This is a genomic window from Paenibacillus sp. 22594 (genome assembly GCF_052044425.1).
Classification (GTDB): Bacteria; Bacillota; Bacilli; order Paenibacillales; family Paenibacillaceae; genus Paenibacillus_AQ.
Map to the genome: position 1 here is coordinate 1,336,109 of NZ_JBQENA010000001.1, position 23,575 is coordinate 1,359,683.

The following is a 23,575-nucleotide window of genomic DNA, read 5'->3' on the forward strand; positions in this document are numbered from 1 at the left end:
CCAATTCCTCCAGTCGCTTGCCTTGCAAGCTAAGTTTGGCCTTAATTACCGGCAAGCTGCCTGCGCAGCCAGGCAAACGCCGGTTCTCCATGAATTTCATGACCGCCTGCGAAAAAATCCGCCTCAACCTGCCCGCCCTGTCCGGCTGCACTGTAAATAAGCTGCAGTCTGGCTAAGGCTTGTTTCGTCCCTGCCGGGCCGAACAGAGGGTCCGCATCCCCCGACTCCAGGAACAGTCCGCGCGGTGCAATCAGACCCAGCAGATCAGGCATCTCTGCATCGAGCAGAATCCCGGGGATATAATTATCCAGGCAATGGTTCCGCGTCAGAATACTGTCTGCAAAAGTATTCGCATATCCGCTTACCACGGCGCAGCGTATCCGCTCGTCAAGTGCTGCTGTGAAGCCGGCCACCAGTCCGCCGCCGGAAATGCCCATGATCCCTATCCGCTCACCTATAACTTCATCCCGGGTCTGCAAATAATCCAGTGTCCGCATCGTTTCATAGATGCGGTAGCCAGCCATGGTCTGACCGGCCATTAAGAGCGCCGAGGACAGGCGGAAGCAGGAATTCCGTCCCGGCTCACCGCTGGTTAGGTCTTCTGCCAGCCGTCTGTCACCGAATCCCAGCACTTCCGGGGCAGCGACCACGAACCCTTGCTTCACTAGAGAGACAGCAAAATCCTTATGCAGCCCCGCTTCTCCCTCACGGTCTGACCCGTCGGGATTCAGGCCGGTAATCTCCCGGCTGCCGTAGCCGTGTCCGTGAACTGCAATGATAGCAGGGGCCGCTGAAGTAGCCGCCTGTTCCGGGATGAGGAGGTATAGAGGCATCCTCAATCCGTCATAGGTAATGATCTCTATACGCTCCCTTGTATATCCGGGGCAGGCAACCCGCTCCAGCAATACCGGCTGAAGCTCAGCCGGAGCCTCCGGGAATCCGCCCAGCCGCCCGGTGAAGCCGGCAGCGAGCATAGAACGCCATTCCCCGTAAGGAATGTCAGCACGGAATTCAGCACTGCGGGGTGTTGAACCCGTCAACTTATTCATGTATTGCTGTAGTACATCCATCCGTGGTTCGCCTCCTAAATACATTCCGTGCCATACGCAGACGCTTAATACCCCTCCGGATGCCAGCCGTCCAATACGGTGAGTACCCTGTATTCTGAAGCTTCCTGCGGGTTTAGCTGCCGGGACCACGCTACCCTGGCTTCCGGATGGGCGCCGGGTCCGCTGCTCCCGAATTCTTCATAGCGGCTGGTTGCCTCCCGTTCAGGCTGCCCCCAATTATGCCAGCCTTCGCCGATGACTGAACCGTCCATGTTAGTGCGGATGAAGGCGACATGCGCGTGGGGACGCCAAGGGCGTCCAAGGTACACCTCGCTTACGCCCTCCCCTCCGGTAATCCGGCAATCCAGGAACACATAGCCGAAATCTGCCCCTTCAGGGGTGGAAGCGGCTGTAATGTAACCTCTGGAACGCTTGTTGTGCAGGTGGCAGTGGTCGAATAAAGCCGTAGCGGCACCAAAAATATAGTCCACATCGCCTTCGATATAGCAGTTATCGTAATATTGCTTGCCTTGTCCGGTATACAGCGTGTCCTGATCTCCAAGCAGACGTACGCGGCGGAAGACCGCCTGTCCGGCATCGATGAAGGCCGCCACCGCCTGCCCGGTGCCCGGACCGGAGGCATTGCGGATCGTCAGATTCTCTGCCGTGAAATGTTCGGCAAACACATTCAGCGTTCCCGATCGGAATGTGCCCAGCGGCTCTCCGTCAGCACCAAGCGTATGGGCATTATCTGACCAGGTGAGAATGGTCGACAGCGGGTCCTCGCCAAGCAACAGGATCGGAGGCGCCTCTGTCCCTACCGTAATTTTCTCCTCGTAAATTCCGGGCTTGATGCGGATCGTTACCTCTGAGGTATGCTCCTGCGGAATGGAATCCAGCGCCGCCTGCAGACTGGCAAATCCTTCAGTGCTATTTTTGGAGACTGTAATTAGCATGTGCGGCTCCTTTCATATCAACCTGTATTTATTCTATAATAACCGTAACGGTTAGGAGAGAAGAGGAGATTCATGACCAGCGTAAGCAGTCCAAATCCCAAATATCATATTGAAGACGGCCGGTACAGCATCCAGCATATGAAGCGTAAGGGCATTACCGCCATGCCGCGTCCCCACAGCCACGAATGGACCGAGCTCTACTACCTGCTGGAGGGGGAGCGCGTATATTTTGTGGATGACCGGGTGGTTACGGTACATAAAGGCGAGCTGATCCTGATTCCCGGCAACGAGCTTCATGCCACCGCAAGCTCCGAGATAGCCGAGTTCGAGCGGATTCTGATCAATTATGATCCTAGCCTGCTGCCGCCGGCGCTGCGGAATAGAGCTCAGTGGTTTCACAGCCGGGGCTACCGCTTGTTCAGGCTGACACTGCGCGAACAGGACGAGGCGGAGAGCCTGCTGACCCGGATGCTGGAGGAATGCCGCCTGCAGCGCCCGTATTATGAGACCTGCGTAATCACCTTATTGACTGAGCTGATGATCCTGCTGCAGCGTTCAGAGACCACCTCACAGGCTGGGGGCACGAAGCATCCGCTGCATCAGCTGGTTACGGAAGTCGCAACCTATATTCGAGATCATTACCGGGAGTCACTGACCCTTGAAGAGACGGCCGGACATTTTTTCATCAGCCCCTCTTATTTAAGCCGGGTATTCCACCGGTTGACGGGCTTCCATTTCCGTGAATACATCGTCCACATCAGGGTCAGGGAAGCCGAGCGGCTGCTCGCCGGGTCAGGCGGCAAAATTCAGGAAATCGCCTCCGCCGTCGGGTTCGAGCATCTCTCCCACTTCAATAAGACATTTAAAAAATCAACCGGTTTGACCCCGCTCCAATACCGGAAGGAAGCACGGTCGCGCCCTTCATCCAGAGCATAGTGTGAATTCCGGTTCAGGCCCGCAGGCAGTCGTTAACTCTCTGTAAGGACCAAGTCTCCCGAGTTCGTTAACGTGACACCGCTGCTACTATGGATCTGCAGTGCAGGCACTGCCGGGGTTTGCAGGCTGATGCGGTCCAGCAGCACTCCTTCGGCATGGCGCAGAATGATCCCGCGCTCACTTACCGCATGAAAGTTCTCGACAGCAAGACCGGCCAGCGGCATTTCCGGCAGCCCGTTTACGAGCAGTGCGGTGGCCGCTCCATGGCAGATGATGTTCCGTAAGGAAATATCCCGGAACTCCGGGGTGGCCTCGTTTACCGGGAACAGCTGTCCGTCATACCCTTCCGAGCCCTCAACTCCTGCATAGAACATATGAAATGACACCGCCTCGTGAAGAATGCCGCTCATTGTGATATTCTCCATAACAATATCCTCAACTACACCGCCTCTGCCTCTGGCGCTTTTGAACCGCAGGCCGATATCCGTGCCGATGAACAGGCAGTCATTGACTCTGACCGCGTGTACTCCGCCGGACATCTCGCTGCCGATGACCACCCCGCCATGCCCGTGATACACGGTGCAATGCCGGATCGTAATATACCGGCAGGGCATGCCCATCCTGCGGCCTTCTTCGTCTTTGCCCGACTTCAGGCAGATCGCATCATCCCCTACATCGAAGCTGCAGTGCTCAACAAGCGCATGTGTGCAGGATTCCAGATCAAGGCCGTCCCCGTTCTGCGAATACCACGGGTTGCGCACCTGGATACCCCGCACGGTAACCTGCTCACAGCCCATGGGGTGAAGGCACCAGGCAGGGGAATTCTGAAACGTCGGCCCCTCAAGCAATATTCTGCGGCAGTTCCGCAAGCTGAGCAAAGCCGGACGGAGATAGGGCCGCACCGGCAAATAAGCCTCCATCCCGGTTTCTCCGTTCTCCCGCAGCTTCCGGACGTAGGCCTCCCCTTCCATCGCTTCACGGCAAGGCCACCAGATTTCATTCTCCACATCAAGCACACCACCGGAGCCGGTCAGCTTCTTCCACTGCTGCTCCGTCATTTTGAACTGTTTTACCGGCCGCCAGCCTTCACCGCTGCCGTCGAAGATTCCTTCTCCCGTAATCGCCACATCACTTAATGCCTCTCCGTCCAGAGGCGCCTGGCAGCGCCAGCCGGACGTTCCCTCATAATGTGAGGGAAGGAGCGGGTACAGCTCCGGGTCAGCGGCAAACAACACAAGCGCTCCCCGCTCGGCGGACAGATTAATCCGGCTATGCAGAGTAAGCGGACCTGTGCGCCAGATTCCGGACGGAATAACTACCTTTCCTCCTCCGGCGGCAGCACAGTTGTCCAGCGCAGCCTGAATAGCAGAGGTGCACAGTGAAAATCCGTCGCCCTGCGCCCCATAATCGGTTATGTTAAACGTCCGATCAGGAATCTGCGGAAGCTCAGGCAGCGGATAAGAATTAGAATTCTGCTTGCCGTTCATCGTCCTGTCCCTCCCCTTTACTCAAGTCCTTCATAGCTGAACCAGTCAAAATCGGCGTAATTACCGCTCTCTGTCCCCTGTGAGCTTGCATACATCCCCATGTAAGCCCCTGTAAAACCTCCGGCCAGATCGGTGCTGAGTACTCTTCCGTCAGCTCCTTCGTGCAGAGCAATCCACTTGACAGCTTCCGACGATCTGTAAAAGAAGCTGTATTCCTGCCCTTTGGCCTCTACCTTAAACTGCACCTTATCCTGCGGATACGGCTCTGCAGCAAGCAGCTGTTCACTGCCGCCCCGGCGTTCGATCAGGCGCAACACCTGCTCCCCGGCATCCAGCCCCAATTCAAACCTGAAATGATAGTCCGCATTCTGCAGCAGGACAAAGCCTGCGGTTTCATTCTCTGTACCCGGTCTAAATGTCATGTCCGCAGCCGCTCTGAAACTGAGATGCTGCTGACGTCTTCCGACAAAGGACGGGTTGCTGATCTCGGAGAGCCGCTCCGGCTTCAATTGCAGCCGTAGTACCCCCGGTTGTTCCGTAAGACTCCAGAATCCGCCGCGCGGTGTCCGCAGGAAGTTCCATACCGGTGCAAGCTCACGATCTTCAAAATCATCACGCACCGGCAGCTCCGGCCATTTCGTCTCCGGCAAATCCGGAGCCGCTGCTTCAAATTCCAGCACCCCTTTGCCGGGATTCACTACAGGCCATTCATTCTCCCATGCAACCGGCGTAAGGAAGGTTTCCCGTCCCAGATTGCGGTAATAACCGCCGTTTGTCCGTGAAGCCAGGCAGAACATCCACCAGTCCCCATGCTGGGTCTCCACGAGTTCCCCGTGGCCGACATTGACTATAGGATATTGTCTGCCGAGATGCCGGTGGGTCAGAATCGGATTGGCCTTATGGCCTTCATAAGGGCCGGTTACATTCCTGCTTCTGGCGATGGTAATCGCATGGGTATGGCCAGTTCCGCCTTCAGCAATCAGGACGTAATACCAGCCGCCGATTTTGTAGATATGCGGACCTTCCTGTGCATGGGCCACCTTGAGTGCCCCCTGCCAAATGCTGATCTTGGGTCCTTTCAGCTTGCCCGCTGCAAGATCGATTTCCTGCAGCCAAATATCCATATGCTTCGGGTAATCCTGGCCTTCCGGCGGAACCCGGTTACCGGTATAGTATACTTTGCCGCCGGTATCAAAAAACAAAGAGGAATCAATGCCCGGCGCATCCTCCAGCCATACCGGGTCGGACCAGTCCCCAGCGGGGTCGGTCGCCGTAACATAGAAATTGTGCTGATTTTTGTCATTGTCGACATAGGTAGTAATCATATAGAAGATGCCTTCATGATAGCGGATGGTCGGTGCCCAGATGCCCATAGACGGAATCGAATGGTCCAGATTCAGCTGCGACGGACGGTCCAGCACATGCCCAAGCTGCCGCCAGTTCACCAGATCCTTGCTGTGAAAGACCGGTACACCGGGGAAGAACTCAAAGCTGGAAGTCACAAGGTAGTAATCCTCACCTACGCGGATGGCCGAAGGATCAGGGTAGAAGCCCGGCAGTACCGGATTGCGGAATGTTCTCAATATAGGAAGCCTCCTCAGAGCATTTGAAATGTAAGCATAACCAATTATAGTTCGTATAAGTTTAACTTTCTTGTATTTTCTATGCTCTATTTCTCTATTTTTATACTTCTATGCTCTTTTCATTAGTATTCCCATCTTATCCTACCTTGTCAGGGAATCACTTGTCCCTCTAGAATGAGTGTAGTAGGATTTACACAAAGGGGCGATCAGCATGGGCAAAAAAAAGAAATTACACACCCGGTTTTTCATCAGTCTGACCACGATATCTGTCTGCTGCATCCTTGTGCTGGCAGTTGTAATCTTTTACTGGTACCGGAATATTTCGATAGCAAGTGTCAATAAAGCGAACCAGAATGTGCTGCTGAATACGGAAACCGTATTTACAAACTATAAAGAGATCGTCCAGAACTATACGATGGACTTCTATGCCAATCCGAATATCAATGCGCTGATGATGAGTGGTGATACCGACTGGAGCGACCAGCTCTACAGCGCCCTAAGCCAGATCCGCGGCGCACTGGTAGTCAACCAGTATCTTGAGAACGCATACATCTTTGGTGTAAAAGAGCCCGTTGCCATGTTCGAAAATATGCCGCTAAGCCCGGCGTCCAAGCTAGAGTTATCACAGCTGATGCGGAACAGCCGTATTATTGAATCACCTTTCCTGTGGAAGGCTACCTTGAACAATGGCGCTCCCGTGACACTGTTAACTGTCTTCTATAATGATCGGGCCTTCGCAGACAGTGCGTATTACGGGGCAGTGGCGTTAACGGTTAATTTGTCCAAGCTGCAGAATAATCTGTTTACGCAGACAGACGGTGAAGCGACACGTTATGCCGTGCTCGATTCGAACGCTACAGTACTTATGCACAGCGCACTTTCCGGAAATTCCCTGGATTCCGGTATGTTGGAGAAGATCGTTGCCTCCCCCGCTGAAAGAGGTTCTTTCGTCTATAAAGGTGCCGGCGAACCCCAACTGATTACCTTCGTGTACTCACCGGGGGATAAGCTGTGGTTTGTCTCGGAGACTTCCTATAAGGACAGCATCCGGGATATCTCCAGCGCACGTAATCTGATGATTGGCCTATGTCTTGCCCTTATTCTGGCCGCCTCCATCATCTCAGGCCTGATCTCCCGGCAAATCTACAAGCCTATCGGCCGGCTGTTCGGCAATATCATCCATCTGTCCGGCAATGAAGAGGCACTGAAGACAGGTGGGGATTTCGATGCAGCCAGTCAGGAATTAGAGATGATCGGAGTCAAGCTGGACCAGTTGAAGAAGGAGAATCATGACAGTGCCTTGATGCGCTGGCTGCTCTCGCCCCGCGGAGCTGCGGATAATCGCGATAATCCCAATATGAGCTTAGGCTCGTCTGGAGGAGCCTATTGCGTATGCGTGCTGGAGGTACTGGCCGAAGAACCATCCGGGGATGCCTGGAGTATATGCAGTGAAGTGATCCAGCAGATCCGCACAGAATTCTCCGCGCTGGCTGAGGTGCAATCCTTCCGGCCGCATGAAGGGTCGGCAGTTCTCATTCTCAGTGAGCTGAATAGCGGAAGCTTCGGGGATTATGCCTTATACCGCAGTAAATGGGAGGAGACCGCTGCCCTGTTCCCCCCGTCCAGTATCCGCTGCGCCTTTGGAATTAGCGGATTGTCGGGTGATCTAAGCAACCTAAAGCCCAAATATAATGAAGCAGCCGATTGCCTGCAATATATTAAATTTCATAATAAGCAGAATATTATCTTTGCTGATGATACCATCCACTTGAACAGCAGTCCGGTACCTGAGAGTACACTTGAACCTGTACTGCAGGCAGTCAGGCTGCCGGAGCAGGGGGTACACATTCCGCAGGCGGTAGAACGGCTGCTGGCGGTTGTGACCAGCTACCGTGCAGAGCCTGCCACCATCGCCTTGTCAAGGCTTGCTTTTGAGCTGAGCCGCACCGCCGAGCTTAGCAGCGAAGCGCAGCACTCCGGCTTTCTGGATGATTACCAGCGGATCTGGCAGATCCGCAGCTATGAAGAGCTGCGCAGATGGATAGAAGCCGGCTGTTATTCCGCCCTCGCGCGGATCTCCGCCATGAGCGCTGTACAGACCCGGAGTATTGCAGCCGAAGCGATCTGTTATATCCGGGACCATTATGATGATCCAAGACTGTCGCTGAACGCGCTTGCCGAGAAAATGTCGCTTAGTCCTGCCTATCTCAGCAGGCTGATCGCCGATGAAGTGGACAGCAGCTTTCCCGATTTCGTCAATCTCCTGCGCCTGGAGCAGGCACAGCTGCTGCTGGTTACGGAGCTCGGGATGGATATCCAGGAAATTGCCGGAAAGGTCGGGTACAACAGCAGTACCTATTTTACAACTCAATTCAAGAAGCGATACGGGGTAACGCCCTCCAAATGGAGAATGAATCATATTCTGCAGCATCAGGATTAGTCTATCCGATCCGCTTAATTAATCAGTCAAAGTAAAAATCGAGGGATGTCCAGCGGCCGTTTAAATGGCCCGGGCATCCTTTTTTTGGGGCCAAAAAAGCCCATAATGTGCTCAAAAAGCAGAAATGTGATACCTTTTTCGTTTTTTTAAGGCCGCTAATTCCGTTTTTTTAACCTTTTCCCGTTTATTATGATAGCGTTTACATTTGCTGCGGATTTATGATTTGCCTTGTAAAGCATGCCCCTGAAATACGGGGAGATGTGATAACGCTAGTCACAAAGGAGTGAATGTTTAATGATTCAAGAGGCTGCACCGGAGAAGCCGGGACGGCAAAGCCTGAGCCTGAAGCTTAAGGCCGCCAGAACCGGAAGCCTCCGCAAATCCCTGAGAAAGGACAGCTCCCTGTACCTGCTCGCGCTTCCAGGTATCATCATCTTAATTCTTTTTGCGTACCTGCCGATGAGCGGACTGATTCTCGTCTTCAAAAATTACAACTATAACGACGGAATCTTCGGCAGCCCCTGGGCGGGCTTCTCCAACTTCGAGTTCTTCTTCTCCAGTATGGAGGACGCCCTGAGAGCTACACGCAACACCGTAATGTTGAATGCGCTTTATATGCTGACCGGCACGTTCTTTTCAGTGGCTATCGCCGTAATTCTGAATGAGCTGCGCAGCAAGTGGTTCATTAAAGTAACGCAGAGCGTGATGTTCTTCCCGTATTTTATCTCTTGGATTATTATCGGAGCGATTCTCTTCTCCCTGCTAGACTACGACAAAGGGATTCTGAACCAGCTGTTTCAGTCACTTGGCTTGGCCCAAATGGACTGGTATTCCAGCCCCTGGCTGTTCGTAATCATCCTGGTCCTGGCGAATATCTGGAAAAGTGCAGGCTATGGCGCGATTATTTACTACGCTGTACTGCAGGGAATCGATACCTCCTACTATGAGGCCGCTCGGATCGACGGGGCTTCCAGGTGGCAGATTATTACCAAAATCACCATACCAATGCTGATTCCATCCATCATTCTGATGACTCTGCTCGGTATCGGCGGAATGCTCAAAGGCGATCTCAGCATGATTATGGGTGTAACCTTCCTCAATCCGCTGCTTCTGCCGACTACCGACATCATCGATGTGTATGTCTACCGCACCGCCATCCGGTCCGGCGAGTTCGGCTTTGCTTCAGCCATTACGCTATACCAATCCGTCTTTGGCTTCATTCTGGTGCTGCTGGCGAACAAGCTGGCGGGCTGGTACGACAAAGACAGCAAACTATTTTAGGAGACCAAACGTATGCAAACTACCGAAAGCAAAGGACTGCTCATCCTCTTTTATGCCTGTATAGCCGTTTTTTCAGCCATTTGTCTCGTGCCGTTTGTGCTGGCGGTATCCGGTTCACTCTCCACCGAATCGCGGATCGCCGCTGAGGGATACTCGTTCTGGCCCAGAGGCTTCACCTTTGAAACCTACGAATTCCTGTTTGGCTCCAAAGCAGAGCAGATTCTGAGGGCATACTCCATGTCGGTGGTTGTAACTGTGCTGGGTACCCTCACCGCCGTGCTTGTAACTACCGCCTATGCTTACGTCATTTCGGTCAAAGGCTTCAAACTCAAAAATTTCTTCGCCTTCTTCGCTTATTTCACGATGCTGTTCAGCGGCGGAACACTGCCCTGGTATCTGCTCAGCACCAAATATTATCACTTAGGTGATACACTGCTCGGGCTATTCATTCCTTATGTACTGAGCGTGTTTCTGATGTTCCTGATGGCGAACTATTTCCGCAGCATACCGCATGAAATTGTAGAGTCGGCGCAAATCGACGGGGCTGGCCACCTGCGGATCTTTTTCAGCATTATGATTCCGCTCGGCCGGGTCGGGCTTATCACCATCTCGTTATTCTATGCGCTGCAGTTCTGGAATGACTTCTACCTGCCGCTGATGCTGGTATCCGACCAGGATCTCTACACGATTCAGTATTTAATGTACAACATGATGGCGAACATCCAGTTCCTCGCTTCCGGCAACGCCGCACAGGTTGGAGGCGCCATTATCGCTCCACCGCTCGAGACAGCCAAGATGGCCATGACCTGTCTGACCGTTCTGCCGATCGCCATTCTTTATCCTTTTCTACAGCGCTTCTTCGTCAAGGGCATTGTCGTCGGGTCAGTCAAAGGCTGATTTCCGGCGCAGCTGCCGCAATATGGATTGCTCCGGGCCCCTGCTCCCCGCTGCCGACTTGTTGTACAATGGGTTAAGGGAGCACAGCCTATGCAATATATGCCTCATAAGTACATTCTATTTCAGGAGGGTTCATCATGAAAAAGAAAAAAGGTTGGTTAAGTCTGCTCCTCTCTGCTGTGTTCCTGTTAAGCGCCTGCTCTCAGGGCAATAATGAAAGCGCTAACTCCGCTGATTCCGGCAATAGCGGCAGCGGAGGTAAAGCACCTGCAGCTACGGCGGACAGCGGAACTGGAGGCAGCACCCTGGCGCCGGCCAAGCTGAAAATTATCCTGTACGGGGATGAGTCGAACCGGATGAAGGAGCTGGCGAAGACTGATTTCTATGATGTAATCAAAAAAGAAATCAATGCCGAGGTAGAGTTTCAGTTCCTGCCCTGGACGGAATACGGCGGCGGCAAAACCGATCTAATGCTCTCAACGGGTGAGGATTTCGCCACTTATACCGATGCCAATTACATGGTAAAATCTGTAGCCAAAGGACTCTATGCCGATCTTACCCCCTATGTCGGAGCTGCGGCTGATCTGAGCAAAACGGTGGATGAAGCCTCCTTTACTGCCTTTCAGCTCGACAGCAAGCAATATGCAATCCCGGTTGGCAACAAGCCGAATTCCGCAGAATTCTACAGCGTGCTCGTCCGCCAGGATTTACTGGAAGAAGCCGGGATGAAGCAGGTAACTTCACTGGCAGAGCTGGAACAATTTTATGATAAAGTGCATGCCCTTCATCCCGAGCTGATCGGCTACGCCAGTACCGATGCCCGCAGAATGCTGCAATATGACTTCACCGATAAAAATCTGTACTGGCAGAATGATTTCATTGCGCTCGATGAATCGGCACAGAACGATCAGATCATTAACTGGTTTGAATCCGATGAGTTCAAAGCTTATGCCAAGCTGATGCGCGGCTGGTATGAAAAAGGCATCATCCCGAAATATGCTGCTACCAATGTTCCGCAGCTGCAGTCCGACTGGAATTCCGGCAAAGCGATGTTCTGGGCAGGCACGGCGGCCCGTCCGTTCGAGGGTGCGGCAACCATTTCCCAGGCAGTACCTGACGCCAAGCTGGTCAACTATTTCCTCGGCACCGGCCGCCCGAAAATCAGCCGCGGCACGTACAGCACCGCCTTCTTCGTCTCTGCTGCCGCCAAGGACCCTGAACGCTACGTTATGTTCTTCAATCTCCTGCAAAAAAATCAGGAGCTGTACGACCTGTTCGCCTACGGGATCAAGGGAACCGATTATACCCTGGATGATAACGGCCGTCTGACCAAAATTAGCACCGATTCGCTGATTCCCGACTGGCTGCTGATGAATAAAAACTTCATCCGCTTCGACAACACCGTGCCGGATGATTTCATCGCCGAGTACAAAGCCTGGGATGACGGAGCGATTATCTCCAAAGGTGCAGGCTTCAACTTTGACAACACACCGGTCAAAAATGAAGAAACCAAGCTGAACGGCGTATTCACCGAATACCTCGCCCCGATCGGCAGCGGCTTCAGCGACTACGAGACCGCCTTCCCGAAAGCGCTGGAACGGCTGAAGGCAGCAGGCATCGACAAATATATCGCCGAGTACCAAAAACAGTTTTCGGAGTGGTACGCGAAATCAAAATAAGCTGATATACACAGCACCTCTGTTCGTTGAAAACTCGGAATCGCCAGCTTTTGAAGAATAAGTTTTTGACTGATCAATTTAAAGAAGCAGCGGCAGAATAAGACTTGATAAATAAAGTCTTATTCTGCCGCTGTTGTCGTTTAACTAACGTTCCTCGTTAGTTGAATGTCTTTTGTTCCATGGTTGAGCGATTTTGACGTGCTCTGGCGAAACTTATTATATTGATCGGAGTTTCATGATCCTACATTTGCTGTTTAATGGCTTTTATCGTTGCAAAATGCATGCCTTCGTGATACAAACAAAAACTAAGACACTCCTTAACGGTCAATAGTTCAAGACCAGCCGAAGTAACAAATGGTTTCTCGAGATTGTCTTCTAGCCTGCGCTCCAAGATTTGCTTAATCCGATCGATTTGCTTAGATAGTAAAACAGCAATTTCATCCAAGCTAGGTACTTGCGTTCCCCAGCTTTCCGGCTTAGTCCCAGGAGCAAACAATTCTGCAATATGCTCAGGCAAATCCATCTTCTCATTCGTTAACGCAAAAGAAAACTTCTCATGAACAAGAAGAATGTGCCCCAGATTCCACAGAATATTGTTGTTAAAACCTCTTGGTACAGTGCGTGCTTCTTCCTCGCTCATCCCGTCAACCAGTTTTATTGTATTACCTCTAACAAATCGTAATTGTTTAAAAAGATAATTAACCATACCTCATTCTCCCCTTGAAAATATTATGGTTGCTACACCGCATAACCATGTCCATATTTTAACAGATCTTACCGTGGAGGATAACCGCCCGTTTCTACGATAAAGCACACTTCATTCAAACAACATTCCGTTGCGCTAAACTGCTCGAACTTTTGTGCCGTACAGTTTGGCGCATTGAAAGAGTAATAGAGTTGTTATATGTTTATCGAAAACTGCTTAGATAGGCATTAAAAAAAGTGTGCCCCGATTACCGGCGGGCACACTTTTATTCTTTTCATACAGCCGGCATCCCGGCACCGCAGCATGTATCATCCCTAAATGCCAGCCAAAGTCATGTATCATTTCCACGGTACCCTGAATAGGCTGTTGTAATTAATTGAATAATGGAGGTATCCCACATGACCTTTGGAAATGAATATCCTAACAGCCAGGCTTATCCATCCGCATATCCTTATTTCCCCCGTTCCACCCCCTACCCTTACTCTCATTACTACCACCTGGTCCGCTCAGACAGCAGCCCGTCAGCACAGCCGTCAGACAACCAATCCGCAACAAAGGAACTGATAAGTGGTCATATGAACGCAGGTGTGGGGAGCGGGCAAGGGATTCATGTAGATACCGGAGGAGAAGTAGGCGGCAAACACGGCATTGGCTTAAATGCTGGCGGGAATGTTGACTACGGCGGCGCGGGTATGCATGCAGGCGGTCACATTGGCGCTCCATCGTATGGAATCCAGGCGCAAGGCAATACCCATCTGAACAGCAGCCAGGGTCTGGGGCTGAATGCAGAAGCTCAGGCCCTAGGGAAGTACGGAGTGGCTGCTCAGGCCAAAACCCAGCTGGGTGGCGGTCAAGGCGCAGGTTTTCACACGGGGGCGCAAGCCGGTGGAGCCTACGGTCTGAGTGCGGATGCTGAAGGACATCTGGGCTTCAGCCAGGGCGCAGGGCTTCAAACCCATTTGCAGCTCGGCGGAGATAATGGTCTCGGTGCACATGCCACGGCACAACTCGGAGGCGGTCAAGGAGCAGGCTTAGGGGTTGGCGGTCAGGTAGGCAAATATAATGGACAGTTAGGCTTTAAGATTGGCGGCAAAGACGCTGGGGCCAAAGAGTCCCAGGAATAAGTCAACATAGTAAAGCTCCTTGTAAGGTTGCAGGAGGGGGCGGCCAGCCCCCGCCCTCTCACACCGCCATACATACAAGTAAACCTGTTGTGGGACAAGCAGTACATTATATAAACCTTCAATGGTCCGTTGCAAGGTACACATTATTTTACAGAAAAAAGGACCGCCAGCAGGCAGTCCATGCATGTTCCACTAATAACCTGACCACCCGCTGATAAGTAGAGTCCAGTCTGTTTTGCATTACAGGCTGAATACTTCTTAGCGGTTCAGAAGACTTCCAACATATTTCAGCAGCTCGTTGGCGCAGATCGGGCAATAGGAATGTTCATCGATCAGGCGTCTGGAGACCTCATTGATGCGCCTCAGCTGGCTTTCATCCGGCGTTTTGGAGGAGGTGGTGATTTTGACGATATCCTTCAGATCGGTGAACAGCTTCTTCTCGATGGCTTCCCGCAGCCGGTCATGGTTGTTGTATTCGAACTTTTTGCCTTTGCGGGAGTACGCGGAAATACGGATCAGAATCTCCTCGCGGAAGGCTTTTTTGGCATTCTCAGAAATGCCGATCTGCTCTTCTATGGACCGCATCAGCCGCTCATCCGGCTCCATCTCCTCATCCGTGAGCGGATCGCGGATTTTGGTCCAGTTGCAGAAGGCTTCGATATTGTCGAGGTAGTTCTCGAACAGCGTTTTGGCAGATTCCTCAAAAGAGTAGACAAAGGCCTTTTGCACTTCGCTTTTGGCCAGAATGTCATATTCCTTACGGGCAATGGAAATGAAGTTCAGATAACGCTCGCGCTCCTCCTTCGTAATCGAGGGATGCTGATCCAGGCCGTCCTTGATCGCCCGCAGCACATCCAGTGCGTTCATGCACTGCAGATCGCCTTTGATCAGCGCACTGGAAATCCGGTTGATGACATACCGCGGATCGATGCCGGACATGCCTTCGTCCAGATATTCGGTCTGCATTTCCTTGAGATCGGCTTCCTTGTAGCCTTCCACTTCTTCGCCGTCGTACATGCGCAGCTTTTTGATCAGGTCCATGCCCTGCTTCTTGCTCTCCTTGAGGCGGGTCAGAATCGAGAAAATCGCCGCCGCACGCAGCGCATGAGGGGCAATATGCACATGCTTCATGTCGCTTTGGGCAATAAGCTTGGCGTAGATTTTTTCTTCTTCAGACACTCTCAGGTTATAAGGGACGGGCATGACGATCATGCGGGACTGAAGCGCCTCGTTCTTTTTATTCGAGATGAAGGATTTATACTCCGTTTCATTCGTGTGCGCGATGATCATCTCATCAGCAGAGATCAACGCGAAGCGGCCGGCTTTGAAGTTCCCTTCCTGAGTCAGTGACAGCAGGTTCCAGAGAAATTTCTCGTCGCACTTGAGCATTTCCTGGAACTCCATCAGCCCGCGGTTGGCCTTGTTCAGCTCCCCGTCGAAGCGGTAGGCGCGCGGGTCAGATTCCGAACCGTATTCGGTAATGGTCGAAAAGTCGATGCTGCCCGTCAAGTCGGCGATATCCTGCGATTTCGGATCGGAAGGACTGAAGGTCCCGATGCCGACACGCTCCTCTTCCGACAATAGCACACGCACTACCTTTACCTGTTCAATGTCGCCGTGGTATTCATTTTTGAGCCGCATCTGGCAGGACGGGCACAGGTTGCCTTCGATACGCACCCCCAGCTCCCGCTCGATCTCCGGACGAAGCTCCAGCGGAATCAAATGCAGCGGATCTTCGTGCATCGGGCAGCCTTCCACGGCATACACCGCGCCTTCATCCGTCCGCGAATACTGCTCCAGTCCGCGTTTCAGCAGGGTAACCAATGTCGACTTGCCCCCGCTGACCGGTCCCATCAGCAGCAATATCCGTTTGCGCACATCCAGCCGCCGGGCGGCAGAATGGAAATACTCCTCCACGAGCTTCTCAACCGCACGATCGAGTCCAAAGATCTCCTGCTCAAAAAACTTATACCGTTTGCGTCCGTTGATGTCCTCTACGCCGTGTGACTTGATCATGTCGTATACGCGGGAATGAGCCGTTTTCGCGGGAGAGGGATCTTTTTTCAGCAGTTCTATATACTCCTTGAAGGTGCCGCTCCACGCCAAACGGTCGTTCTCAGCCCGATACGAAGCTATACGCTCAAATATATCCATTGCTCGCTGCCTCCTCTTGCGCTCCTACTTGCTCCACCAGCTTAGAAAGTGTATTACATAACTATGCGGCGGCCCCGGAATAGTTGACCTCTTTTTTGCTGTGCTATAATAGAGAATCGTTAATAAACCAGGAAAATGCATATTCCTGTAAAATAGGGCGCAGGAGTGACAACTATGGCGGTTAAGCATGAGACGGAGCTATATGCTCCTTTGAAGAGTTTTTTTGAGAAACAGGGCTATACCATCAAAGGCGAGGTGCGGACCTGCGATCTGGTGGGCCTGCGGGAGGATGAGGAGCTGCCACTGATTGTGGAGATGAAAAAATCGTTCAACCTCGCCCTGCTGCTGCAGGGGGTTGAACGACTCCGGCTCAGTCCCAATGTCTACCTCGCGGTAGAACGCGTGCGGGACAAAAAAGGCGCGGTGAACCAGCGCTGGGGCGAGCTTACCGGGCTGTGCCGCCGCCTCGGCCTCGGGCTGGTCACCGTGGTCTTCTACAAGACCAAGGCTCCGCTCGTCGAGGTGCTCGCGGAGCCGGGCGACGCGCCGCCGCAGGTCCGCAGCGGCGCACGCCGGCGCGAGCGCTTGCTCTATGAGTTCAAGGGGCGCAGCGGGGACTACAACACCGGCGGCAGCACGCGCGTCAAGCTCGTGACAGCCTACCGCGAGAAGGCGCTGCGCGTGGCCCTCGCGCTGCAGGCGGCCGAGGCCGAAGCCGCTCACGCGGCCGGCCTCGCCGGGGCAAGGCGCGCTGCGCGTAGCGGCGCGCCAGGGGCAGACATAGCAGCGGCCAGCGCTGCTATGTCTGCCTTGGGCCCGGCGGCTGCGCACAGCCGGGCGGAGGCACCGCTCGGCGTGACCCCCGCCGAGCTGCGCAAGAGAAGCGGCGTGCCGGGCGCCGCCGCGTTCCTGCAGAAGAACTACTATGGGTGGTTCTTCCGGGTGGGGCGCGGCCGCTACACGCTCACGGCCGCCGGAACCGCGGCGCTGATCGAATATGCCGCAATCGCAGAGATCAGCGCGGGCAAAATGTAGCCTGCTAAGAGTAATAGCTTTCGCAATTTGAGATGGACAGCCTTTCTGAATACCCAGGCCTGCTGCGCTTACTTCCCGAGGATTTCATACTTCCGGGAATTGAACATGCAACCGCCTATCGTTCCCGCCGTCACGGTTACCAGAAGATTCATGACCACCGAGGTCCAGTTTATGGATTCATTAATATCAGCGGGCTGTGTCCGGCTTACCGGACTGACTGTAAGCAAGTTCGCATATTGTTTAAAGGTCTCTGCCGAAGACGTTCCGAGGCTCCAGTGCCAGCTGTTTCTGACCACCAGGGCAAATTGGATACCGACTACCAGGGCCATAACGAGTGCGATGCAGAAATGACTGAACGCCGGTTTACGCAGTCTTTTCCCAGCGGCAAGCACCAGCCCCATCAAAGCCAGACCGGCAGGGATACTGCACAGCTTTGACAGTACCAGATAGGCAATCCCCAGAGCCGGGCTGTCTGAATGCAGAATCCGCTGCTGATACAGACCTGCCGGGTTCAGAAATACATCCAGTAGGGAGGGGACCCACACCAGGGTAAGACCCAGCATAAAAACCGCCGATTTCACACCGAATAACGCCGATGTTCTTAGGGGCAGCAAATGATTAATCGGCATGGTTCCGGTATAAAACTCCCGGTAATAATCCAGATAGATGTACACGGGCAGCAGAATACCGATCACCATGTTCACCAATAGAAACACAAAGGCCAGATCCTGATCCTGACTGAATAAAAAGTACAGATTCGTAAGCACACTAAGCCCGGTGAATACCGCGAATACGGCACCATGTTTTCTGCATTCCAGTTTGAATTGATTAAATTGAATCATCAAATGCTCTCCCCTTCTTTAAATACTCAGACCAGTTGCTTAAAAATATCCTCGATAGGCATCCCATAGTCCCGCTTCAGCTCGCCTATATCTCCATACAGTTGCACCCGGCCTTCATTTACAATCGCTACATCCGTAAACAGGCTTTCTACATCATGAATCAGATGTGTGCTAAGCAGTATGGAGCTCTCCGGGTCAAAATGATCCAGTATCATCCGCATAATCTTGTCCCGCGTCGAAGGATCCACTGCAGCCAGGGGCTCATCCAGCACATACAATTTCGCTTTGCGTGCAAATACCAGAGAAAGGCTTACACGCTCCTGCATCCCTTTGGACAAATTCTTCACCTTTTCCTTAGGGTCAAGGCCGAGCTCCTCGATCATAGCGTAAGCCATATCCAGCTGAAAGTCGGCAAAGGAGTAATGGAAGAAAGAGATACTCTCCTCTATAGTCATCCAGGGATACAGAAATTCACGGTCAGGCAAATAAGACACCATCCTTTTGGTATCCATTCCTGGTCGTTGTCCGCAAACGGTAATGGACCCTTTATAATCGCGCAATAACGATACAATCAGCTTCATCAGAGTTGTTTTTCCCGCCCCATTAGGACCCAGTAACCCTACAATTCTCCCCTTTGGAAGAGTAAGATTCAGGTTGTCCAAAGCCACCTTTTTTCCATACCTTTTGGTCAGGTTACTGCACTCCAGCACATTCTCCATCCCTTGCATCTCCTCAGCTATGTATTCAACTTTTCATTTCGGATCAGTCCCTCTGCTTCTTTTAGACGCCTGACACCGCCCAATCACCGCAACTGAAATGAAATTGTGGTCATTATCCTTGGAATTGCTATAACAAGCTTTTCGATCCTGGAGGTGAAAAGCCTCTCTGACTCACCCGAACGGGTGAATCCAGTATCCACAGGTAACGGCATTGCTCCCAAATCAACGGTATTTATACCTCATATTCCCTCTTGTAGCCCGTTTACGGCGAGTTCAGAGGTATTTATACCTCACATTCCCTCTGATAGCCCGTTTACGGCGAGATCAGAGGTATTTATACCTCATATTCCCTCTGGTAGCCCGTTTACGGCGAGATCAGAGGTATTTATACCTCACATCCCCTCTGGTAACCCGTTTACGGCGAGATCAGAGGTATTTCTATCTCACATTCCCTCTGGTAGCTCGTTTACAGTGAGATCAGAGGTATTTATACCTCACATCCCCTCTGGTAACCCGTTTACGGCGAGATCAGAGGTATTTCTACCTCACATTCCCTCTGGTAGCTCGTTTACAGTGAGATCAGAGGTATTTATACCTCACATCCCCTCTGATAACCCGTTTACGGCGAGATCAGAGGTATTTATACCTCACATTCCCTCTGGTAACCCGTTTACGGCGAGATCAGAGGTATTTCCTCATAGGCCCGTTTAGTTCATTTCGTTTCCTCCGGTCTGTTTCTTCACGTTTATCCCTCTCACTTTTCAATCGGAGTGATTCACAGTTTTTTCACAGTATAATTTCCTTTACACCAAAAAAGGCGGCCCTGCCGGGACCGCCTTACTGCTATGTGCTGCGGGAGGGTTCTCCCCGCTTTAAAGGATTATATTAACCGATGACACACGTATTCTCTGCTCCGCCCAATCAGCTCCGGGCGGTAAACTCGGTCACTGCCTCGCTAATCAGGTTCATGCCCAGCAGCAGCTCATCCCGTCCGGGATGGCTGAAGTTGAGACGGATGTGTCCGTTCCCGCCGCTCACGCTACACAGCGGGCCGGGTAGAAAAGCCACGCCTTTAGCCAGTGAGGCCTTCAGGAGCGCCATCGCATCCAAGCCCTCCGGCAGCGTCACCCACAGGAACATACCGCCTGCCGGCAGATCGTAGCTGCTGCTCTTCCATGCAGGACGCTTGAGCAGCTCTGCCATCAGCTTCAGACGGGTGTTGTATTCGCGGTTCAACAGTGCAATATGCTCGCGCAGGTCAAAAGCGGTCACATCCAGCAGATGATGCAGCAGCCGCTGGTTCAGCGAGCTGGACTGCCAATCGGCCATTTGCTTCGCAGCAGCCATCATCCCGATCAGCTCACGGCTGCCTGCCGCCCAGCCCGTCCGCAGGGCAGGCGCAACCGTCTTGCTGAAGGAGCCGATATAGAGTACATGGCCACCCTCACTGACATTCTCGAGCGCATACAGCGACGGATATTTCACAGACGGATGTTCGGTATACCTCTGAAAATGAAGATCACCATAAGAATCATCCTCAACGATCAGCAGGTTATGAGAGGTGCACAGCTCCAACACTTCCTTGCGTCTGGTCAGGCTCCATAACATCCCGCTCGGATTCGTAAAACTCGGCGTAGCGAACAGCATCTTGGGCCGATGCAGGCGGATTTGAGTCCGCAGATGCTCCGGCAGCAGCCCGTCCCGGTCACCACGGACCGGAATAATCACCGCCCCCTGCATCCGCAGCACCTGCAGAATTCCCGGAGATGTCGGGTTCTCCACCAGTACACGGTCTCCCGGATCAATATAGACCCTGGACAACAGATCAATCGCTTGCTGGCTTCCCGTTGTCAGTAGAACTCCGCCATCGGCAACACTCACACCTTTGGCCTTCAGCCAGTCTCCGGTTAACCATTCACGAAGCGGTCCATACCCTTCAGGATCGCCATATTGCAGCGCTCCAGCATCAGCCGAGATTACTGTGGAAGCTGTTTCGGCCAGCAGAGACAATGGAAACAATTCTTCAGCCGGCAGCTCTTCGGCCAGTGAAATCAACGTACCCCTGCGTGTCTCTGTACGTATGCTCAGCAGTGGTGATGAGTTCAATGTATGTGCACGGGCAGAAAACTCATATTTCATATGCTCCCCCCTTCTCCCTGGTACCAAGAATATTCCTTCCGGGCCTGCAATATGTCGTCATGCTTGGGTTATGCGTACATTTGCTTATTTTGTCTGGAGAAAAGAGCGAATTTCTCAATCGCCTGCGCTCTTGTAGAGACCTCCAGCTTCACATATATTTTCCTCAAATAATTATCAATCGAACGGCGGCTGACTTCAATTTCAAGAGCAATTTTATCGTATGTAATTCCCTGAACAATCCGTTCCATGATGAACGTCTCCGTCTGGGTCAGCTGTAGCAGCCCATCCTGCCCCCGGGATGTTGTCATCGGCCGAAGCCCTTTCTCCACCCAGTTCAGCGGAATGGAGAGAAATCCTTCACGCAGCCCACCTATCATTTGCAGCAGTTGCCTTGGAGAAGCTCCCTTGGACAACACGCCGCTGGCACCCAGCTCCATGAGCGGCTGGAACAGGTCGCTGTCTTCTTCCTCCGTCATGATAATGAAATGGGTGCCTTTCGAGCTCTGCTTCATCTCCACCAGCGCACCCTCGACCTTGCCCTCCGGCATTTCATAATCCGTCAGCACCAGATCCGGCTGCGTTTGTTGTACTGTGTAGACAGCCTCATTCCATGTGGAGAACATTCCCACAACCTCAATCTCTTTTTCTTCCTCCAAAATTAATTTTGTTCCCAGCATACTTGTGGGATGACACCCCACGATGACCACCTGCCACACCTTCATCATTAATGCCCAATCCTCCTGCTATCTATATATATTTACCCAGAATGGGAAGCGCCATAGCGTTTCCTGTCGGTACGCAAGCAAGGCTACATGATGACTTGTCAATATTCCCTTCTTTTCCCTTGAATACGCCCCTCATAACTTCCAATCTATAGAAATTGTATCGCAGTAGTTAAATAGAGTGCAATTACTTTTTCATGTTTTCAAAGGCCTCTTCACTTTTGCGAAAATAGTAAAAGTCTGATAGAATGAGAACTTGAAAAAAATTTGCCTGAGGTGATCACATGCAACCGCTAGCGGAATCGACACCGATACACTCGCGCTCTAGTTCAGCGAGAAGCCGATCTTCCGTAAAATGGTTTTTACTGTTCTGGATTTTGATGATCGGACTCGGATTTTACGCCGTGTACAGCTACACCAACCATCTTAAGGAACAAGTGCTGAGCGAACTCGGCACCCAGAGCCAGCAGCAACTTACCGTTTTGAAGACCGATTACGAGTCGCGAATTGACGTTCTATCCCAGCAAGTAAAGGATTTGCAGAACACTGTGCAGACCTTTAACGAACTTCTTACCTTCACCAAAGATAATGCCAGCAACAAAACAGATAACAGCAACAAGCTGTACACCCAGTTGAACGAGGTGCGCAAACAGCTGGCTGCACTGCAAAAAGAAATGGATCTGTTGAAATGATGACACCGGTTAAAAGAGTCAACCGTTTTTTCATGCTTCTGACCGCGCCATTTTTCGGCTTGCTCCTCTGTTTATGGTGGTATCAGCCACCTCTTGACCTGAACCTGGGTACAGGAAAGTTCACTGCGGAACCCGGACCCGTCAAGGAAACGGCCGCGCTGCTGACTGATTTAACCGCCGCTCAAGCATCGGCCTCAACTACCATAGGTTCCATCGGTGCCAGTGCGAAGCTGTATAATCAGACTACAAATGCCATGAATGCGCTGGTTCACATGGCCAAGTCTCAAACCCCGCGGCCGGAACAGATCTACAACCGCCGGATTACCTCCAGGCTGGGGATTCCTGCCGATGTCGTGCAAAGCGACCGGATTACGATTGAACTCTACCGGCTGAACCCCGGCAACTATACAGCCTACGCTTTAAAAGTAAAACTTAAAGACCCTACCGCCATGAAAATGAGTCTGGCCGGTGACGGCAAAGGCGCAGCAGAAACGACAATGCAGGCTGTCAACCGCTATGGTGCGACTGCCGGCATCAACGCCGGAGGCTTTGCTGACCAGGACGGCAAGCGCTACCCGCTTTCCACAACGGTCGTCGGCGGCAAGTACTTGTACGGCTTTGAATCCAGCTATAAGGATCTCAGCTTTGTAGGACTAAATGCTTCCGGTCAACTGATCGGCGGCCAATTCTACAGCCGGACCCAGCTGGACCAATTGCATCCGGTCTTCGGTGCCACTTTTGTCCCGGTCCTGCTGAAGAACAGTAACAAGATGCCCATTCCATCCAAATGGCAGCTGTCACCCAAACGTGCCCCCCGCACGGTTATTGGAAAGTATAAGGATGACCAGATGCTGATCATGGTAGCTGACGGATATAATGAAAATGGCAACTCCGGAGCGACTCTGGCGGAGCTTCAGAACAAGCTATGGAGCATGGGCGTCATTGATGCTTACAATCTGGATGGCGGCGGATCCTCCTCGCTGATTTTCAATGGACGGGTCATTAACCGGCCGTCGGATGGAAACCTGCGCAAGGTTCCTACTAACTTTCTCTTCTTTAGATAAATATTATGTAATGTCAATGAGGCAGATCACATTTTCGTTTATTTTTGGAAGCCTGCGGGTTATAATCAGG

Annotated in this window: 19 protein-coding genes; 9 read left to right on the plus strand and 10 right to left on the minus strand. The window is 52.4% G+C overall.

The genetic code is table 11. The features are described 5' to 3' along the window. Positions 1-41 precede the first annotated feature (41 nt). Positions 42-1,070: an alpha/beta hydrolase family protein gene (locus tag ACTJKB_RS06050; protein ID WP_440832466.1), complete on the minus strand. Its 1,029-nt coding sequence runs from the start codon at positions 1,068-1,070 to the stop codon at positions 42-44. A gap of 44 nt (positions 1,071-1,114) precedes the next feature. Then, complete coding sequence (locus tag ACTJKB_RS06055) at positions 1,115-2,005, minus strand: pectinesterase family protein (RefSeq protein ID WP_440832468.1); 891 nt, start codon at positions 2,003-2,005, stop codon at positions 1,115-1,117. 72 nt (positions 2,006-2,077) lie between these two features. Between ACTJKB_RS06055 and ACTJKB_RS06060 the strand changes: the two genes are divergently transcribed. Next, complete coding sequence (locus ACTJKB_RS06060) at positions 2,078-2,941, plus strand: AraC family transcriptional regulator (protein ID WP_440832470.1); 864 nt, start codon at positions 2,078-2,080, stop codon at positions 2,939-2,941. Positions 2,942-2,973: 32 nt separating this feature from the next. On the opposite strand, the gene ACTJKB_RS06065 is transcribed toward ACTJKB_RS06060, so the two are convergent. Together ACTJKB_RS06065 and ACTJKB_RS06070 are read right to left on the minus strand one after the other, a co-directional pair. After that, positions 2,974-4,428, minus strand: a complete 1,455-nt coding sequence (locus tag ACTJKB_RS06065) for a glycoside hydrolase family 28 protein (RefSeq protein ID WP_440832472.1) — start codon at positions 4,426-4,428, stop codon at positions 2,974-2,976. 17 nt (positions 4,429-4,445) lie between these two features. Beyond that, a complete protein-coding gene (locus ACTJKB_RS06070; protein ID WP_440832474.1) occupies positions 4,446-6,011 on the minus strand; it encodes a glycoside hydrolase family 43 protein in 1,566 nt (521 codons plus the stop codon). Positions 6,012-6,222: 211 nt separating this feature from the next. Here ACTJKB_RS06070 and ACTJKB_RS06075 point away from each other — a divergent pair, with 211 nt between their 5' ends. The 4 genes from ACTJKB_RS06075 to ACTJKB_RS06090 all read left to right on the plus strand — a co-directional run bounded on the left by ACTJKB_RS06075 (position 6,223) and on the right by ACTJKB_RS06090 (position 12,308). After that, complete coding sequence (locus tag ACTJKB_RS06075) at positions 6,223-8,451, plus strand: helix-turn-helix domain-containing protein (RefSeq protein WP_440832476.1); 2,229 nt, start codon at positions 6,223-6,225, stop codon at positions 8,449-8,451. A 294-nt stretch (positions 8,452-8,745) separates the two neighbouring features. Then, entirely contained in the window at positions 8,746-9,732 is a 987-nt protein-coding gene (locus tag ACTJKB_RS06080) for an ABC transporter permease (protein ID WP_083606735.1), read from the plus strand. A 12-nt stretch (positions 9,733-9,744) separates the two neighbouring features. Further along, complete coding sequence (locus ACTJKB_RS06085) at positions 9,745-10,629, plus strand: carbohydrate ABC transporter permease (RefSeq protein WP_074084613.1); 885 nt, start codon at positions 9,745-9,747, stop codon at positions 10,627-10,629. Between the two features lie 137 nt (positions 10,630-10,766). Continuing rightward, the gene (locus ACTJKB_RS06090) at positions 10,767-12,308 is read left to right on the plus strand and encodes a DUF3502 domain-containing protein (protein ID WP_440832478.1); all 1,542 of its coding nucleotides are present in this window, start codon (positions 10,767-10,769) and stop codon (positions 12,306-12,308) included. A gap of 241 nt (positions 12,309-12,549) precedes the next feature. On the opposite strand, the gene ACTJKB_RS06095 is transcribed toward ACTJKB_RS06090, so the two are convergent. Beyond that, a complete protein-coding gene (locus ACTJKB_RS06095; RefSeq protein ID WP_440832480.1) occupies positions 12,550-13,014 on the minus strand; it encodes a DinB family protein in 465 nt (154 codons plus the stop codon). A 398-nt stretch (positions 13,015-13,412) separates the two neighbouring features. On the opposite strand from ACTJKB_RS06095, the gene ACTJKB_RS06100 reads away from it, so the two are divergent. Continuing rightward, positions 13,413-14,138 (plus strand): hypothetical protein, encoded by a 726-nt coding sequence (locus ACTJKB_RS06100; protein ID WP_440832481.1) that lies wholly within the window; start codon positions 13,413-13,415, stop codon positions 14,136-14,138. 258 nt (positions 14,139-14,396) lie between these two features. On the opposite strand, the gene ACTJKB_RS06105 is transcribed toward ACTJKB_RS06100, so the two are convergent. Then, positions 14,397-16,292, minus strand: coding sequence for a PrkA family serine protein kinase (locus tag ACTJKB_RS06105; protein ID WP_440832482.1), 1,896 nt, complete (start codon positions 16,290-16,292; stop codon positions 14,397-14,399). Positions 16,293-16,466: 174 nt separating this feature from the next. Between ACTJKB_RS06105 and ACTJKB_RS06110 the strand changes: the two genes are divergently transcribed. Further along, positions 16,467-17,327: a DUF2161 family putative PD-(D/E)XK-type phosphodiesterase gene (locus tag ACTJKB_RS06110; protein ID WP_440832484.1), complete on the plus strand. Its 861-nt coding sequence runs from the start codon at positions 16,467-16,469 to the stop codon at positions 17,325-17,327. Between the two features lie 68 nt (positions 17,328-17,395). Here the strand turns inward: ACTJKB_RS06110 and ACTJKB_RS06115 are convergent, their stop codons facing one another. The 4 genes from ACTJKB_RS06115 to ACTJKB_RS06130 all read right to left on the minus strand — a co-directional run bounded on the left by ACTJKB_RS06115 (position 17,396) and on the right by ACTJKB_RS06130 (position 21,752). Continuing rightward, the gene (locus ACTJKB_RS06115) at positions 17,396-18,169 is read right to left on the minus strand and encodes a hypothetical protein (RefSeq protein WP_440832485.1); all 774 of its coding nucleotides are present in this window, start codon (positions 18,167-18,169) and stop codon (positions 17,396-17,398) included. A gap of 26 nt (positions 18,170-18,195) precedes the next feature. Next, positions 18,196-18,888, minus strand: coding sequence for an ABC transporter ATP-binding protein (locus ACTJKB_RS06120; RefSeq protein ID WP_440832486.1), 693 nt, complete (start codon positions 18,886-18,888; stop codon positions 18,196-18,198). A gap of 921 nt (positions 18,889-19,809) precedes the next feature. Further along, positions 19,810-21,027: a PLP-dependent aminotransferase family protein gene (locus ACTJKB_RS06125; protein WP_440832488.1), complete on the minus strand. Its 1,218-nt coding sequence runs from the start codon at positions 21,025-21,027 to the stop codon at positions 19,810-19,812. 68 nt (positions 21,028-21,095) lie between these two features. Then, entirely contained in the window at positions 21,096-21,752 is a 657-nt protein-coding gene (locus tag ACTJKB_RS06130; RefSeq protein ID WP_440832490.1) for a DNA-binding response regulator, read from the minus strand. A 281-nt stretch (positions 21,753-22,033) separates the two neighbouring features. On the opposite strand from ACTJKB_RS06130, the gene ACTJKB_RS06135 reads away from it, so the two are divergent. Both ACTJKB_RS06135 and ACTJKB_RS06140 read left to right on the plus strand, forming a co-directional pair. Then, a complete protein-coding gene (locus ACTJKB_RS06135) occupies positions 22,034-22,441 on the plus strand; it encodes a hypothetical protein (protein WP_440832491.1) in 408 nt (135 codons plus the stop codon). Beyond that, the gene (locus tag ACTJKB_RS06140) at positions 22,438-23,505 is read left to right on the plus strand and encodes a phosphodiester glycosidase family protein (RefSeq protein ID WP_440832493.1); all 1,068 of its coding nucleotides are present in this window, start codon (positions 22,438-22,440) and stop codon (positions 23,503-23,505) included. The genes ACTJKB_RS06135 and ACTJKB_RS06140 overlap by 4 nt, the downstream gene beginning before the upstream one ends. The last annotated feature ends 70 nt before the right edge of the window (positions 23,506-23,575 follow it).

Coding starts and splice junctions, on each gene's coding strand:
- ACTJKB_RS06100 (WP_440832481.1), top strand. CDS start 13,413: ATGACCTTTGGAAATGAATATCCTAACAGCCAGGCTTATCCATCCGCA.
- ACTJKB_RS06110 (WP_440832484.1), top strand. CDS start 16,467: ATGGCGGTTAAGCATGAGACGGAGCTATATGCTCCTTTGAAGAGTTTT.
- ACTJKB_RS06095 (WP_440832480.1), bottom strand. CDS start 13,014: ATGGTTAATTATCTTTTTAAACAATTACGATTTGTTAGAGGTAATACA.
- ACTJKB_RS06075 (WP_440832476.1), top strand. CDS start 6,223: ATGGGCAAAAAAAAGAAATTACACACCCGGTTTTTCATCAGTCTGACC.
- ACTJKB_RS06105 (WP_440832482.1), bottom strand. CDS start 16,292: ATGGATATATTTGAGCGTATAGCTTCGTATCGGGCTGAGAACGACCGT.
- ACTJKB_RS06090 (WP_440832478.1), top strand. CDS start 10,767: ATGAAAAAGAAAAAAGGTTGGTTAAGTCTGCTCCTCTCTGCTGTGTTC.
- ACTJKB_RS06140 (WP_440832493.1), top strand. CDS start 22,438: ATGATGACACCGGTTAAAAGAGTCAACCGTTTTTTCATGCTTCTGACC.
- ACTJKB_RS06065 (WP_440832472.1), bottom strand. CDS start 4,428: ATGAACGGCAAGCAGAATTCTAATTCTTATCCGCTGCCTGAGCTTCCG.
- ACTJKB_RS06120 (WP_440832486.1), bottom strand. CDS start 18,888: ATGGAGAATGTGCTGGAGTGCAGTAACCTGACCAAAAGGTATGGAAAA.
- ACTJKB_RS06135 (WP_440832491.1), top strand. CDS start 22,034: ATGCAACCGCTAGCGGAATCGACACCGATACACTCGCGCTCTAGTTCA.
- ACTJKB_RS06130 (WP_440832490.1), bottom strand. CDS start 21,752: ATGATGAAGGTGTGGCAGGTGGTCATCGTGGGGTGTCATCCCACAAGT.
- ACTJKB_RS06125 (WP_440832488.1), bottom strand. CDS start 21,027: ATGAAATATGAGTTTTCTGCCCGTGCACATACATTGAACTCATCACCA.
- ACTJKB_RS06060 (WP_440832470.1), top strand. CDS start 2,078: ATGACCAGCGTAAGCAGTCCAAATCCCAAATATCATATTGAAGACGGC.
- ACTJKB_RS06085 (WP_074084613.1), top strand. CDS start 9,745: ATGCAAACTACCGAAAGCAAAGGACTGCTCATCCTCTTTTATGCCTGT.
- ACTJKB_RS06055 (WP_440832468.1), bottom strand. CDS start 2,005: ATGCTAATTACAGTCTCCAAAAATAGCACTGAAGGATTTGCCAGTCTG.
- ACTJKB_RS06050 (WP_440832466.1), bottom strand. CDS start 1,070: ATGGATGTACTACAGCAATACATGAATAAGTTGACGGGTTCAACACCC.
- ACTJKB_RS06115 (WP_440832485.1), bottom strand. CDS start 18,169: ATGATTCAATTTAATCAATTCAAACTGGAATGCAGAAAACATGGTGCC.
- ACTJKB_RS06080 (WP_083606735.1), top strand. CDS start 8,746: ATGATTCAAGAGGCTGCACCGGAGAAGCCGGGACGGCAAAGCCTGAGC.